11 protein-coding genes are annotated in these 14,487 nt (G+C 59.5%); 4 read left to right on the plus strand and 7 right to left on the minus strand.

Translation table 11 applies throughout. From position 1 onward, the window contains the following. Nucleotides 1–9: 9 nt before the first annotated feature. From algG to yaaA, 7 genes are all read right to left on the minus strand, one after another. On the minus strand, nucleotides 10–1,599 hold the full coding sequence (gene algG, locus BJ917_RS21750; protein WP_096509178.1) for a mannuronan 5-epimerase AlgG: 1,590 nt from the start codon (nucleotides 1,597–1,599) through the stop codon (nucleotides 10–12). 26 nt (nucleotides 1,600–1,625) lie between these two features. Then, on the minus strand, nucleotides 1,626–3,110 hold the full coding sequence (locus tag BJ917_RS21755; protein WP_121104479.1) for an alginate export family protein: 1,485 nt from the start codon (nucleotides 3,108–3,110) through the stop codon (nucleotides 1,626–1,628). Next, nucleotides 3,107–4,615 (minus strand): alginate biosynthesis TPR repeat lipoprotein AlgK, encoded by a 1,509-nt coding sequence (gene algK, locus BJ917_RS21760; protein WP_305955492.1) that lies wholly within the window; start codon nucleotides 4,613–4,615, stop codon nucleotides 3,107–3,109. Before algK ends, BJ917_RS21755 begins: the two co-directional genes overlap by 4 nt. A 9-nt stretch (nucleotides 4,616–4,624) precedes the next feature. Further along, complete coding sequence (locus BJ917_RS21765) at nucleotides 4,625–5,794, minus strand: alginate biosynthesis protein Alg44 (protein ID WP_096509180.1); 1,170 nt, start codon at nucleotides 5,792–5,794, stop codon at nucleotides 4,625–4,627. A 35-nt stretch (nucleotides 5,795–5,829) separates the two neighbouring features. After that, nucleotides 5,830–7,311 (minus strand): mannuronan synthase, encoded by a 1,482-nt coding sequence (gene alg8, locus BJ917_RS21770; RefSeq protein ID WP_096509181.1) that lies wholly within the window; start codon nucleotides 7,309–7,311, stop codon nucleotides 5,830–5,832. A 170-nt stretch (nucleotides 7,312–7,481) separates the two neighbouring features. Beyond that, complete coding sequence (locus tag BJ917_RS21775; RefSeq protein ID WP_096509182.1) at nucleotides 7,482–8,798, minus strand: nucleotide sugar dehydrogenase; 1,317 nt, start codon at nucleotides 8,796–8,798, stop codon at nucleotides 7,482–7,484. An 811-nt stretch (nucleotides 8,799–9,609) separates the two neighbouring features. After that, nucleotides 9,610–10,389: a peroxide stress protein YaaA gene (gene yaaA / locus BJ917_RS21780; RefSeq protein ID WP_096509183.1), complete on the minus strand. Its 780-nt coding sequence runs from the start codon at nucleotides 10,387–10,389 to the stop codon at nucleotides 9,610–9,612. A 268-nt stretch (nucleotides 10,390–10,657) separates the two neighbouring features. Here yaaA and BJ917_RS21785 point away from each other — a divergent pair, with 268 nt between their 5' ends. The 4 genes from BJ917_RS21785 to moaD all read left to right on the plus strand — a co-directional run bounded on the left by BJ917_RS21785 (nucleotide 10,658) and on the right by moaD (nucleotide 14,486). After that, the gene (locus BJ917_RS21785) at nucleotides 10,658–11,779 is read left to right on the plus strand and encodes a polysaccharide deacetylase family protein (RefSeq protein ID WP_121104481.1); all 1,122 of its coding nucleotides are present in this window, start codon (nucleotides 10,658–10,660) and stop codon (nucleotides 11,777–11,779) included. Nucleotides 11,780–12,116: 337 nt separating this feature from the next. Further along, nucleotides 12,117–13,511, plus strand: coding sequence for a PhoH family protein (locus tag BJ917_RS21790; protein ID WP_096509185.1), 1,395 nt, complete (start codon nucleotides 12,117–12,119; stop codon nucleotides 13,509–13,511). Nucleotides 13,512–13,773: 262 nt separating this feature from the next. Then, nucleotides 13,774–14,247 carry a cyclic pyranopterin monophosphate synthase MoaC gene (gene moaC, locus BJ917_RS21795; RefSeq protein WP_034148967.1) on the plus strand — a complete coding sequence of 158 codons (474 nt, stop codon included), beginning with the start codon at nucleotides 13,774–13,776 and terminating at the stop codon, nucleotides 14,245–14,247. Further along, nucleotides 14,244–14,486, plus strand: a complete 243-nt coding sequence (gene moaD, locus BJ917_RS21800) for a molybdopterin converting factor subunit 1 (RefSeq protein ID WP_096509186.1) — start codon at nucleotides 14,244–14,246, stop codon at nucleotides 14,484–14,486. Before moaC ends, moaD begins: the two co-directional genes overlap by 4 nt. Nucleotide 14,487: the final 1 nt, after the last annotated feature.

The following is a 14,487-nucleotide window of genomic DNA, read 5'->3' on the forward strand; positions in this document are numbered from 1 at the left end:
AAATTATCCTCAGTCCTGCATTTCGGTCTGGCGTTCGACAGGGTCGATCAGCACGGCTTTCTGCTGGCGTACCAGCAGGTCGAGAATTTCATCCTGACGATCGCCAAGGATGCCGGTGAAGCTGATGCCGCTGGATTTGGTCGGCGCGAGCATGGACACGCGATACAGCTCGACACTCAGCGGCGAGTCGATGGACAGCGGCCCGCTGCCGTTGGCCGCCAGTTCGCCGCCGACCACGATCAGCGACACTTGGGCGTCGAACGGGTCGAGCTTGATGTCGCGGTCGGTGTTGGTGAGGTCCTTGATGTGCCCGTAGACACCGGTCAGGCCGTTGGCCATGGCGACGTTTTCGTAGAGGCGAATGTTCACGCTGTTACGAATGCGGATACCGTGGCGGCGGTTGCTGAGCACCTTGTTGCCCCACAGCAGGTTGTCGGCACTCTCGTAGAGGGTGATGCCGTCAGTGTGGTTCTGGTAGATCTCGTTGTGGGCAATCAGGTTGTTCACGCTGTTACGGTCGATCACCAGCCCCGAGAGGTGGTTGTCGTAGCTGCGGTTGTTGAAGATGAAGCTGTCGTTGACCTCACGGGAGATAATGATCCCGTGCTTCTTCTTCGTACCAAACACCGTGTTGTCGGCAATGATCAAACGGTGGGAACGGTCGTGGGGGTCAATGCCGTAGACGATGTTGTCTTTGTAAGTGTTGCCCTTGACCACGAAGTCGCGGGTTTCGTAGCAGTAGAAGCCGTACCACATGTCCGAGAACTCGGAGCCGACGATCCAGCCGGTCGGTTCAGGACGCTTGAGCACCTTGGCCATGTTCGGCGTGTACTGGGAAATACTCACGCCGTAGGACTTACTGTTGGCGTAGCCGAAACTGGCGATCTTGCTGTTGGCGATGTAGGTCTCGGTGCCGCCCCAGGCCAGCAGGAACGGACGAAATTCCTTGGGCGAGTTGAACGTTGCCGGGCCGTTGTCCTTCTCGCGCCAACCAGTGATTTTGGTGTCACGTACAAACAGCTGGCCGTCGTTGACCAGGAACGAGCCGGCCTCCTGGGACAGGCGCAATTCCTGGGTCTGTTTGTCGATTTCCAGGATGCCGTGGCGGCCGACTACGATCGGCAACTTTGCCAGGTAAACCCCCGGTGCGGTTTCGATGACGTACTTGGGTTGCTTCTTCGCCAGGTCCTTGAGGTTCATGTAGCCATCGTCGACGAAGATCGCCTGGGGGATACCGTGCTGACGCACCACCCACTCGGCCATCTTGTTGTCGCCGCCGATGAAATCCTTCAGGGCGTCTTCCTGCATCATCCGGCGCACGCTGATTTTGCCGACCTTGCTGCGCACGATTTTCGCGGCGATAGCCTCGGCGGTGTAGCCCGAGAGGTCCGGCAGTTTCGGCGTGGCCAGTTCCAAAGGCTCGGTTGGCGCGCTGCTGACGGTGTAGGTCTTGGCCTGTTGTAGCCCCTTGCCCATGGTTACCGGCTTCGCGGCCGGCTCCACATTGGCCTGCACTGCATGGGCGAAGCCAGCACAACTGGCCAGCAGTAAAGCGCCGGCCAGCAGGCTGATCGAGCCTTTTCGGGCTTGATGATTCATCTGGGAGACTCCCTTCGCAATGTGCATCAGAAGCGCCAGATCACGTCGATGAACGCGCGGTGCATGTACGAATCGACCTGACTGCCATAGGCGTCACCGGGCTTGAACACGCCGCCACGGAACCGCACCAGGGCCGAAGGCTCGTCGATCGACTGGCTCAACGCCGCCGGCAACAGGCCCTGTTTGAAGTACTTGGTGACCACCAGGTCCATTTCCTGACCCATGTCTTTCTCACCATCGTTCAGCGGCAGCGAAGTGCTGGACAGCACGGCACCGGTGACGTCGTCGGTGTTGTTCTCGACGGCGTTGATGCCGTTGCTGCCGACCGGCTTGTTGCCGTCTACACGCCAGAACTTGTGGTAGATCAGGCTGGCATCGTATTCGTCGTTGAGCATCCACGAACCGAACAGTGTCGCGGTTTGCAGGTTGTTCATTTCGCCGCGGAAGGCTTCGCCGAAACGGTGCACCCGCGAGCGGGTGCCGGTGAAGTTCGAGCGGTTGCTTTCCAGGCCGTTCTGTTCGTAATCGGCGCTGGCACGGGCGTAGGCCGCACCGACTTGCCATTGCGGATCGAGGCGCAAGCGCACACCGACATCGGTGGCCCAGCCGTTGAGGTCTTCACCGCGCTTGGCTTCGGTCGGAGGCGTGCCATCGGCGTTCAGCGGGTTGACCGTGTCGGTGTCGCCGCGCATGCCGGTGATGCTGCCCCAGTAATTGACCGTGTTGGTGTTGCGCCAGTTGTAGGCGTCGCTGTCGGCGGTCAGGCCCAGCCAACTGATGTCGCCGTTCTGTTTCTTGTCCAGCGAATCGGCCGGCACGCCCGGTTCCGGGTAGTCGAGCTTGCCGTTGTCATGGGTGTGATGACCGCGAATGCCGACCCAGTTGCCCGGTGTCCACTGATACGCCGCATCGGCGTAGGCGTGCAGGCGATCCTTGTCCTTTGGCGCCAGCTCTTTCAAGTCGGTGCGGTACTCGCTGAAGCGTTCGGCAACACCGGCGTTGGCGCGCAACAGGGTGGTGTCGAAGGTCCAGTTCAGGGCTTCGATGTTGGTGTCGCGCCATTGGCCGTCGTCGTTGCGCAGGCGCTGGCGACCGAATTTCAGGATCTCGCCAGGGTAGGGCGTGAAGCCGCTGTAACCGACCCAGAATTCACGCATCGCCAGGTAGTTTTTCTTGGTCTGGCGATCACTGTTGTCGGTGTTCTCGGCGCCGTCGGACTGTTGCAGGGTGTCGGTCTCGATGATGTCGGTGGACGTCACGGCCTGCCCCATGGCGTAGGCACTCCACGCGCCACTCTCGCCGTAGACCCACGGGCGCAGGTCGAGGCCGACGCCATTGACGTCGCCGCCGCTGCGGGTGCCGAGGTCACGGTCGTCTTCGGACTGGCCGGTGATTTTCACTTCAAGGCCGAAGTTCTTCGGTTCTTCAGTCATCGCGGCCAGTGTCGGGCACGACCAGATCAGCGCGAATGTCAGGCCGATGCCAGCCTGTACGAATGGATTCGATTTCATAGGGATTCCTCGCCGTCTTCTTGCAGGGCCTGCAGTTGCGGTGTGTTCTGGCTAAGCGCACCACGGGTCGCCTGTTCCTGTTTCAACAGACGCTGGGCCTCGGCCAGCTGCGCAGGCGGCAGTTGGGCTTCGAGTGTTTGTGCAAGCTCGGTGGCTTGCGGGGTGTTTTGGGCTTTGGCGAGCTGGCTGAACACGTAGGCGTTCAGCGGGTCAGGCTTGGTGCCTTTGCCTTGGGAAAACAGTTGGGCGATGGCGAAGTCGGCGCTGTTCTGGCCGTTTCGCGCAGCGGTCAGCAGGTGGTCGAGGGCCTTCTGCGGATAGACCTTGCCCAGGTAGCCACGGCGATAGATCTGGCCGAGGTAGTAATCGGCGGCGACTTCGCGGCCGACGGCTTTCTGGAAATGTTCTTCAGCGACCTTGGCGTCGGCCGGGACCATTTTGCCTTCGTAGTAGAGCTTGCCCAGCAACAGTTCGGCGCGCGGCTGGTCGGCGGCGCGGCCATTGTCGAGGTACTTCATCATCTGATCGACGTCGCCCAGTTCGGGGAAGTCGTAGAGCAATTGCGCGAGGGTGACCCACGACGCCGGGTAGCCCGGTGCGATCGGTTCGAGCAGCGATTGCGCGGTTTTTTCGTCGGTCTTGCCCAGGGTTGGATCGGCGAGCACGCGGGCGACGCTGTCCACCCGTTGAGCGGATACAGCGCCGCGAGTGTGCGCCGCCTGCATCTGCTTGATCAGCTCGGCCTGTTGCTCTGGCTGGGCTTTTTTCTGATAGACCGTGGCCAGTTCGACGTAGCAGATGTCGGTGGTGTTGATCGCGGCCTTGCAGATTTTTTCCACGTCATCCAGATGCTGGTCGTAGGTGCCCTGGGTGCGATACAGCAGCACTTGGGCCAGGCCCGCTTCCGGCTTGCCTTCGGCGCGCCATTGGCTGATCTGCTTCTGCGCATCGACGTTGGGGAAGCTGTGCGGGTATTGCAGGTACAGCATTGCCAATGGGATCAGGGTGTTGCCTTCGCCAGCGGCGGAAGCCTTTTTCAACAGGCCTTCGGCCTCGTGATGTTCGGCTTCTGTGGCACCGGGCTTGGCCACCAGCAGACGACCGAGACGCGCCTGGGCACGCGGGGAAACACTGGCGGCCGCGCGATAAGTCGCCTCGGCCTGTTTCATTTGCGCCGGGTCGCGGCTGTCGACCTGAAGGTCGGCCAAGCCAACTTGGGCCTCGCTGTAGCCCAGGTCCGCCAGCTGCTGATAGTTCGCGGCGGCGGTGGCGGTGTCGCCACGCTTGAGCGCTTCGTTGGCCAAACGCTGGTCGGGCAGGCCGGCGCAACCGGCGAGGCTTACCGCCAATGCCAGCGAGCACACCATATGACCCCTGTGGGAGCTGGCTTGCCAGCGATTCAGGCGACTCGGTGTTTCAGAAAGACTGAGGTGTCCCAATCGCTGGCAAGCCAGCTCCCACAGGGTCTGTGGTGTTCTGAGTATTGGTGGAATGGTCACAGGCATGTCCTCCGGTTACAGACCAGCTGCCATGGCTTTGTCGATCAGCCAGTTCAGGTTCGGTCCGCGGTCGCTGTTCACTTCCACCGGACGGCCGGCGAGGGTGCTGTCCAGGGCTTCGTCCGGTTGGATCAGGACGCGGATGTCGGACGACAGGTCGGCGCTTTTCAGGCTGGTGCTGCTGACGATCTTGCCGGTGCGGGTCTTGTCTTCACCGGCGATCTGGAAGCGCACGGCGGTGCCTGGCCGCACGTCGCCGAACTGACGGTAGGAGAAGCGCGCTTCGACATTGGCTTCGGTGTTGCGTGGCACCAGTTGGAAGATCACGTCGCCCTTGCTGGCGTACTGGCCATCGGAAACCATTTGCTGGGCCACGGTGCAATCGCACGGCGACGTCAGGGTCCCGGTCATTTGCTTGCCAAACAGTTCTTCAACCTTGGCGGGTGTCAGTTGGTCGTCTTGCAGGTGGCCCTTGAGCACGTCGAGCATGCTGGTGCTGAACGTCGCCAGCGGTGCGCCCTTGGCGGCCACGCCGTCGGCTTTCACCAAGCTTTGCACAGTGCCGTCACGGGGCATGGTGATGTTCACGCCCGGCACGCTGACCAGACCGGCCTGGGCATGGCTGACGAAGTACATGCCGTACACCGACTTGAAAATGAACCCGAACGCGGCCAGGCCAACGACGAAAACCCCCAGGCTGAAGGTCACGGCCTTCATGCGCCCGAACGCGGTCATGCCATGGCCGCCGTCCTTCATCTTGCGCGCCTTGGTGAAGTTGTCGCGCTGCAGGGTCGCCAGTACTTCGCCGATGCTGACGATGTCGCCGGCCAGGTGCGAGGTGATCAGGTGCCGCAGGGTCGAGATATCTCGTGGTTCCAGGTTCTGGAACTGGCAGCCGGTACGGCCGGTATCGCGATCGTAGGAACGCACCTGCAGTTCCACATCCATGGCCAGGCCGAGGTTGTCGATGACGAATTGCAGGCGGGCCTTGTACACGTCACCCATTTTCAGCGGCAACTGACCGGCGTTGAACGCCAGGCCACCCGCGGACAGGTCGATCACTCGCGCTTCGACCGGTGTACGGTCGGGTCCGAAGAAACGCAGCTTGGCCGGGATTTTGACCCGGGCGTGTTGGCGCTGGGCTTCGGATTCATGGACTACGTTGGCGTTGACGGCGGTATTCATAAGGGCGATTTCCGGGTTAATTCAAGAAAGGTGGGTCAGACCATCAGCAGCAGCGCGGCGACGAAAATGCTGCCGGCGGAGAAGGTCATGGTCCGAGACGACCAGGTGTTGAACCAACGTTGAAAGCTGGCGAGGTCACGGGACAGAGAAGTGGGTTGGCGAGTCCAGGACTGTTGATCGAGGCGGAAGAACACGTAGATCTTCACCAGTGCGCCGACGATCTGGTTGTAATAGAGAATCGCCGGGTAAGCCGGGCCGATCCGGTGACCGGAGCAAGACAGCAACAGGGTCAGGATCAGGCGGGTGATGCCGATCCACAGCAGGTACACCAGGATGAACGCGGTGCCGTACTTGAAGCTGGCGATCAGCGCCACGGTCAGGCCCAGCAGGGAGGTCCACATCGACACGCGCTGATCGAACAGCACCACCGAGGTGAACAGACCGAGACGTTTCATCCCCAGGCCCAGGGCGCGGGAGTTCTGCCGCAGGTTGTTGCCGTACCAGCGGAACATCAGCTTGCGACTGGCCTTGATGAAGCTCTTTTCCGGCGGATGCTCGACGGTGTTGATCGCAGCGTCAGGCACGTAGAAGGTGTCGTAGCCCAGGCGCATCAGGCTGAACCAGCTGGACTTGTCGTCGCCGGTGAGGAACTTGAAACGGCCCAGGCGCCAGTGTTGCAACGAGTCGCTTTCCACGTCGGCGATGAATTCCGGGTTGGTGACCACAGTGGCACGGAACACCGACATCCGCCCGGTCATGGTCAGCACGCGCTTGGACAGGGCCATCGAGCACATGTTGATGTGACGCTGGGCGAAACGCAGCTTGTGCCATTCGCTCATGATGTAGCCGCCACGCACTTCGCAGAATTCGTTGGTGGTCAGGCCACCGACATTGCCGAACAGCTGGAACCACGGCACGGTCTTGCGCACCACGCCTTCGCCGAGCACGGTGTCGCCATCGATCACGGCCACCACCGCGCGGTCATCCGGCAGGTGGCGGGAGATGGCGCGGAAACCATAAGCCAGGCCGTCGCGCTTGCCGGTGCCGGGAATGCGCACGAAGTCGAGCTTGACCCGTGCCGGCGGGTTCATCCGCTTCCACAGGCTTTTGACCAGCAGCTCATCGGACATTTCCACAATGGAGCAGACCACGGTGGTCGGCAGTTCGCAGTCGATGGCTTCGCGAATCACCGAGCTGTAGACCTGCGCGGTGGTCAGGGCGTCGATACGGAAACTGGTGACCATCAGGAATACGTGGGACGGGTCCGCCGCTTTGCCCAGCTTGCGCACTTTGCGCCGCAGGTGCGGGTAGACCACGTACAGAAACAGCATGCCGCGCAGAAAATGCGTGGCACCCATCGAGTAGCGCCAGATACCGACGATACCGATCAGGAAAATGAAGTCCTTCGACTCGGAGTCGAATGTGGACACAGGCAGCGCAATGGCGATGCCCATCAATAAACTTAGAAAAAACAGCCAACCGGCGGCCTGGAGTAGGCCGTGCTTTAGCCTGTGCATAATCGGAATCCTAAAGTCAGTTGCAAGTCTCGCGCCCCCTGTAGGAGCCGGCTTGCCGGCGATGGCGATCTCAGGTACGCCTTCGCTGGCGAGCCAGCTCCTACAGGGTTGCGGTGATCTGTAGGAGCCGGCTTGCTGGCGATCAGCGCGAAGCGCTTACAACCTGCCGGTTACCAGCAGATGCCTTCGGTGCGACCGGTCACGCTGGTGGCCTTGGACATGAAGCCCACCAGGTCGATCACTTGCTTGCCGTGAGGAACGTCCTTGACCAGTGAGCGGAATTTCTCGTCACGGTTACCGAGGATGATCACGTCGGCGTTGTTGATCACGTCGTCGAAGTCAGCGTTGAGCAAGGAGGAGACGTGGGGAATCTTCGACTCGATGTAGTCCTTGTTCGCGCCGTGAACACGGGCGTATTCGACGTTGCTGTCGTAGATGCGAAGGTCGAAACCCTTGCCGATCAGCATTTCTGCCAGGTCGACCAGCGGGCTTTCGCGCAGGTCATCGGTGCCGGCCTTGAAGCTCAGGCCCAGCAGGGCGACTTTGCGTTTGTCGTGGCTGGAAACGATGTCGAACGCGTTCTGCACCTGGGATTCGTTACTGCGCATCAGCGAGTTGAGCAGCGGCGCTTCCACGTCCAGGGAACTGGCGCGGTAGGTCAGGGCACGCACGTCCTTGGGCAGGCAGGAACCGCCGAAGGCGAAGCCCGGGCGCATGTAGTACTGGGACAGGTTCAGGGTCTTGTCCTGGCAGACCACGTCCATCACTTCACGACCGTCGACGCCGACCGCCTTGGCGATGTTGCCGATCTCGTTGGCGAAGGTCACCTTGGTGGCGTGCCACACGTTGCAGGTGTACTTGATCATCTCGGCGACGGCGATGTCCTTGCGGATGATCGGTGCGTCGAGTTCTTCGTACAGCGATTGCAGAACGTCGCCCGAGGCCTTGTCGAACTCGCCGATCACAGTCATCGGCGGCTGGTCGTAGTCGGCGATGGCGGTGCTTTCACGCAGGAATTCAGGGTTCACTGCAACACCGAAATCGACACCGGCCTTCTTGCCGGAGCAGTCTTCGAGAATCGGGATGACCACATTGGCGACGGTGCCCGGCAACACGGTGCTGCGCACCACGATGGTGTGACGGGTGGATTTGTCACGCAGGACAAAACCGATTTCGCGGCACACGGCTTCGATGTAGTTCAGTTCCAGGTCGCCGTTCTTCTTGCTCGGCGTGCCCACGCAGATCATCGACAGATCGGTGTCGCGAATCGCCTCGGCGAAGTTGGTGGTACCGCGCAGGCGGCCGGTTTGAATACCTTGGGCCAGAAGTTCGCCCAGGCCCGGTTCAACGATTGGCGATTTACCGGCATTGATCATATCGATCTTGTCTTTTGCAACATCGACGCCAACGACGTCATGGCCCCGTGCAGACAGGCAACCGGCACAGACTGCGCCAACGTAACCCAAACCAAATATGCTGATGCGCATCGCAAATTACCTCTGTGTTTATCAAGCCATTAAATGGCCGGAGTTAATGGTGTTCAGCGGTGATAGTGCACTCGCAAGTGCGTGTTACAGGCGCAACGATGCCGTGTTCTGGCATATAAGTTACGAGTGTCTAAATAAGTGCACTCAAGGTGTGCGTAACCGGGACTTATTGTTATGACTTGCCCTGTAATGCAGCCAATCCTCATATCAGAAGATATTCGTGCAATGGTCCTGCGCGCTCGATTCCAGGCCGCAGGCCCGTCGAATCAAGCGGTCGGGTGCTCGGATGAGCACGTTATAGGGGCGCTGCCTTGGCCCTGTAGGGGATAGTCATCATCGGTTATCTCCTGTCCGTATCTGTGTTGCCCAAATCAGGGATTAGTCAGCGAAAGTTGATGTGACAACTTCGCTACATGGATCTCTGCTCTGCGTAAGTTATCTCCTACAAGCTCTGTGAGAATCGTTACCGGTGGTATGAGCGGTGCATTCGGACATAGTTCCGGTCCGCTCATCACGAATTCTGAAATTTCTTGAAATATTGAGAAAGATGGCACTGCTCTCAAATTGATAGCACTTGCCGTTTCGCCCTTTATATATAGGCGGATTATTCGAGCGGATAGTTTTTTGCCACTACCGATAAAAATTTTCAGTGCCACTACTGAAAAAAAAGATCGAAGTCGAGTGAAACTAAAGTTAGAAATTAGACTGGTATAATTTTGACGCCATAAAAATGGCGAGGCGGGCGGGAAAAGTGGCGTCAATCAATGGTCGGCGCAGGGCAGTTTTTGATGCCGTGCGCCGACCGGTCGAATCACTCGGGAGCGTGATCGCGCAGGAACACCAGATTGTCCGGTTTAGACTGCTCGGCGCTGTAGCGATAGCCCTGGACGTCGAACTGTTTGAGGGCTGCCGGATCGTTGATGCGTTGCTCGATGACGAAGCGACTCATCATGCCCCGGGCCTTTTTCGCGTAGAAGCTGATGATCTTGTACTGACCGTTCTTCAGGTCCTTGAACTCGGTATTGATGATGCGTGCGTTCAAGGCGTTGCGCTTGACCGCCGAAAAGTACTCGTTGGAGGCCAGGTTCAGCAGCACGTCATCGCCCTGATCGGCCAGGGCTTCGTTCAGCCACTCACTGATGCGCGAGCCCCAGAACGCATACAAATCCTTGCCCCGGGCGTTGGCCAGTTTGGTGCCCATTTCCAGACGGTAGGGTTGCATCAGGTCCAGCGGGCGCAGCAGGCCGTAGAGGCCGGAGAGCATGCGCAAGTGTTGCTGGGCATAATCGAAATCGGCTTCGCTGAAGGTTTGCGCGTTCAGCCCGGTGTACACGTCGCCCTTGAACGCCAGTAACGCCTGTTTGGCATTTTCCGGCGTGAATGCCGGGGTCCAGCTGCCGAAACGCGCAGCGTTGAGCCCACCGATCTTGTCTGAGACGTGCATCAACTCGCTGATCTGCGCGGGCGTCAGGTCGCGCAATTGCAGGATCAACTCCTGGGAATGGTCGAGGTACTGCGGTTGGGTAAAGCGTTGGGTCGCCGGCGGTGTTTCGTAATCGAGGGTCTTGGCGGGTGAAATCACCATCAGCATGAAGTCGTCTCCTTTAAACGTGGGGGCGATTCTAGGGGGTTGTCCTTAATGACTCCAGCTATCAAGTCCATAGGTGATGATCGGTGGCATATCACAAGGCTGTAGGAGCAAGGCTTGCCCGCGATGACGGTGTACCAGCCAGCATTTTTATCGACTGACACACCGCCATCGCGGGCAAGCCTTGCTCCTACAGGGTGTTCGGGGTGATGCGGGAATTGAGGGCGGATCAGCTATAGTGCCGCGCGGGTTTTGTTATGGAGACATCCCATTGCGTATCGTTTTTCTACTCGTCACGTGGCTTCTGAGCGTCGGTGCCATGGCGGCGCCGGGCGAGGTGGCTACGCTCGATCGCAGCACCTGGCCGGAAAAGCTCAACAATCCGACGCTGTTCGACGTGGCATCGCGCGCCGAAATCCTCATGTTCGCTCGAGTGCTGCTGGCCAGCGAATCCCTGGATGAACCCGCACTGGCCCAGCGCCTGGGCTTGCGCACGGTCAACATGGAATCGGTCAACCGCGTTCGCCAGCGCCTGTGGCAACGCTTGCTGACCAGCTTCAATTTCGCCCAGCAGAGTTGTGATCAGGATGCGTCCTTCTGTTTTCTGGTCGAGGACATGCCCACGCTGCGTGAACAAGCCGCAAAGTTCCTGATCGGCGAAGACAGCTACTACATCAAGTGGGCCGAACCGAGCCGGTTGTTTCATGCCCAGTACCTGGACGAGCAGTTGCGCAAGGCTGCCCTGTTTCCGCAAGCCAGCAGCGAAGTCGATCGTTTTGGCGACTACGAGCGCAATGGCGATGCGATGCATGACCGGCTGTTTCTGCTCACATTCGACAGCGCCGCCAATGCCGCGCCGGACAACACGGACTGGGTCACCGAGTACCTTCGCAAGTCAAACATGAGTGGCACATTCTTCGTTCTGGGCAAGGATATCCAGGCGCGGCTGGCGGAGCGTTCGGTGGCCAACTTGCAGGCGACCTATTCGACGCAGTGTATCGGCGTGCAAGGCTGGGAGTTCCGTTCCCACAGCCATTGGCAGGACTGGCAGGACTCGGTGCGACGCAGCGTCGATCTGGTCAAAAGCAAACTGCCGGAAAACTATGTGCCGCTGTTCCGCCCGCCCGATGGCCAGCGACGGTCGGATGCCGAGGCGTTCTTCAAGTCCCAGGGTTTGCACGTGGCGCTGTGGGACATCGATGCCCAGGACGGTGCCGGCAAGCTCAAGGCCCATCAGAGCGCGCAGCGGGTGCTGACTCTGATGCTGCTGTGGCGTCATGGCGTGATCAATTTCAATGTGAAGCAGGACGGCGTGAAAACGGCGCTGCCGTGGTTGATGACGCATACGGCGCAGAGCGGTATCGGCTGGGAAGACTGTCAGAACGCCTTTTGATGAAAAAGGCAAAAGCCCGTAAACATTGGGCGATGGGCGATTTTGGGAGGGATTTTGCTGCAGGTTGATCTCCGACTGTAAACGGGTGATGGCAGTCCGCCAAGGGCTTTTCGTCACTCTGCAAAATAAACTTCAAAAAAGCGTCAAAGTGCTTTTTTCTGTCATGTGTTTTGGAGTATTACGAAGACAGACCGCCGAAACCTGCAACACAGGTGGCGTCTCCCAAGACCCGTTTGTTTGCAGTCACTTAAGTCTCCGTAGGTGAGATCGGCGGCCACTTCGAGGCGCAGCACCGCCCAGGTATTGCGTCCACTGGCTCTGACAAAGGTGACCGAGTATGGATGATCACGGACGTAGCTCTTCTTCCAACCAGCCAATCCTGTATGTACTCGATACCAACGTATTGATTCACGATCCAAACGCCCTCCTGAACTTCGAAGAACACCACGTCGCCATCCCGATGACCGTGCTGGAAGAGCTCGACAAGCTCAAGAGCGGGCATCACAGCGTCGCGGCCGAATGCCGTCAGGCCATTCGCCTGATCGACAAGACCCTGGGCGATGCCTCGCCGGAAGACGTTGAACAGGGCGTGCCGATCCAGCGTGGCAAGAGCGGGCCGAAAGGTTTGCTGTCAATTCTGATGAGCAAGCGCGCCGAGCCGAACATCATTCTGCCCGAGCACCTCAACGACAACATCATCATCAACCAGTTGATCGACCTGCACGCGCGCGATCCGAAACTGCCCGTGGTTTTGGTGACTAAAGACATCAACATGCGCCTCAAGGCCCGCGCCTGCGGGATTGCTGCCGAGGACTACAGCACCGACCAACTGGTCGATGACGTGTCGTTGCTGCCCAATGGCTATCACGAGATGAAGGGTTCGTTCTGGGACCTGGTAAGCAAGGTCGAAACCCGTCAGGGCCATGGCCGCACCTGGCATGAGGTGAAGCTGATAGACAACCTGCCGGCGGTGCACATCAACGAGTTCATCATTGATGAGCAGGGCTTCGTCGGCTGGATCAAGGAGATCGAAGGCGACAAGTTACTGATCCTGGACCTGCACCAGGAACCGCTGTTGCACCAGGAAGCCTGGGGCCTCAAACCCCGTGACATCTATCAGAGCCTGGCGCTGTTCGCCTTGCTCGATCCGGACATCCATCTGGTCAACCTGTCCGGTGCTGCCGGTTCCGGTAAAACCATCCTGGCCCTGGCCGCTGCGATCGAGCAGACCATGGTCAGCAAGCGTTACCGCCGGATCATCGCCACCCGCAGCGTGCAGGGCCTGGACCAGGAGATCGGCTTCCTGCCCGGCACCGAAGCGGAAAAAATGGAGCCTTGGCTGGGCGCCATTACCGACAACCTCGAAGCCTTGCACATGGATGATGAAAGCACCCATGGCAGCGTCGATTACATCCTCAGCAAGGTGCCGTTGCAGTTCAAATCCCTCAACTACATTCGGGGCCGCAGCTTCCAGCAGAGCCTGATTCTGATCGATGAATGCCAGAACCTCACGCCGCACCAGATGAAAACCATCATCACCCGTGCCGGCGCCGGTTCCAAAGTGGTGTGCCTGGGCAACCTGGCGCAGATCGATACCCCTTACCTGTCCGCGACCAGTTCCGGGCTGACTTACCTGACTGAACGCTTCAAGGATTTCCCCAACGGCGTGCACATCACCCTGCAAGGGGTGCCACGTTCGATTCTGGCTGAATACGCCGAATCGCATCTGTAACCGCTTCAGCCAAACCGGGCGGCCTCAACACCGCCCGGTTTTTCATGCCCGACACAAAACCCCATTTTCATGGCAAACACATCCCCCTGTGGGAGCAAGGCTTGCCCGCGATGGCGGTGTATCAGTCAGCATTGTTATCAACTGACACACCGCCATCGCGGGCAAGCCTTGCTCCTACAGGGATTGTGGTGACCCGATAATCGCGCGTGCGGAAAATTGACTCGCAGGTTTACAATCGACGCTCCTGATCAGGAGTAATCCCGTGCTGACTCATCTCGATTCCCAAGGTCGCGCCAACATGGTCGACGTCACCGAAAAAGCCGTGACGTTCCGTGAGGCGACGGCCCAAGCGCTGGTGCGCATGCTGCCCGAAACCCTGCAGATGATCGTCAGCGGCGGTCACCCCAAGGGTGATGTGTTTGCCGTGGCGCGCATTGCCGGCATTCAGGCGGCAAAGAAAACCAGCGATCTGATCCCTCTGTGCCATCCGCTGATGCTCACGGGCGTCAAGGTCGAGCTCAGTGCCGAGGGCGACGACAGCGTGCGCATTGTGGCGCGCTGCAAGCTCTCCGGGCAGACCGGTGTAGAGATGGAAGCCCTGACCGCCGCCAGTGTTGCCGCATTGACTATCTACGACATGTGCAAGGCCGTGGATCGCGGCATGACCATTGAAAGCGTGCGCCTGCTGGAAAAGGTCGGCGGCAAGAGTGGTCATTTCCAGGCGGATCAGCCATGAACGTCACCGTGAAGTTTTTTGCCCGTTACCGGGAAACGCTGGGTATGGATTCGCTGAAAGTCGAAGGTCACTTCGCCACCGTCGACGACGTGCGGGCGCTGCTGGCGCAACGAGAAGGGGCTGACGTGCTCCGCGAACAGAACCTGATGTGTGCACGCAACGAAGACCTGTGCCAGCTCGACGAACCCGTCAGCGATGGCGATGAAGTGGCGTTTTTTCCGACCGTGACCGGGGGCTGAG

It is taken from the genome of Pseudomonas sp. WPR_5_2, from assembly GCF_003634475.1.
Classification (GTDB): Bacteria; Pseudomonadota; Gammaproteobacteria; order Pseudomonadales; family Pseudomonadaceae; genus Aquipseudomonas; species Aquipseudomonas izuensis.

What these genes read in the sequence shown, in the direction of transcription:
- algG (WP_096509178.1), bottom strand. Translation starts at nt 1,599, where the DNA reads ATGAATCATCAAGCCCGAAAAGGCTCGATCAGCCTGCTGGCCGGCGCT.
- BJ917_RS21755 (WP_121104479.1), bottom strand. Translation starts at nt 3,110, where the DNA reads ATGAAATCGAATCCATTCGTACAGGCTGGCATCGGCCTGACATTCGCG.
- algK (WP_305955492.1), bottom strand. Translation starts at nt 4,615, where the DNA reads ATGCCTGTGACCATTCCACCAATACTCAGAACACCACAGACCCTGTGG.
- BJ917_RS21765 (WP_096509180.1), bottom strand. Translation starts at nt 5,794, where the DNA reads ATGAATACCGCCGTCAACGCCAACGTAGTCCATGAATCCGAAGCCCAG.
- alg8 (WP_096509181.1), bottom strand. Translation starts at nt 7,311, where the DNA reads ATGCACAGGCTAAAGCACGGCCTACTCCAGGCCGCCGGTTGGCTGTTT.
- BJ917_RS21775 (WP_096509182.1), bottom strand. Translation starts at nt 8,798, where the DNA reads ATGCGCATCAGCATATTTGGTTTGGGTTACGTTGGCGCAGTCTGTGCC.
- yaaA (WP_096509183.1), bottom strand. Translation starts at nt 10,389, where the DNA reads ATGCTGATGGTGATTTCACCCGCCAAGACCCTCGATTACGAAACACCG.
- BJ917_RS21790 (WP_096509185.1), top strand. Translation starts at nt 12,117, where the DNA reads ATGGATGATCACGGACGTAGCTCTTCTTCCAACCAGCCAATCCTGTAT.
- moaD (WP_096509186.1), top strand. Translation starts at nt 14,244, where the DNA reads ATGAACGTCACCGTGAAGTTTTTTGCCCGTTACCGGGAAACGCTGGGT.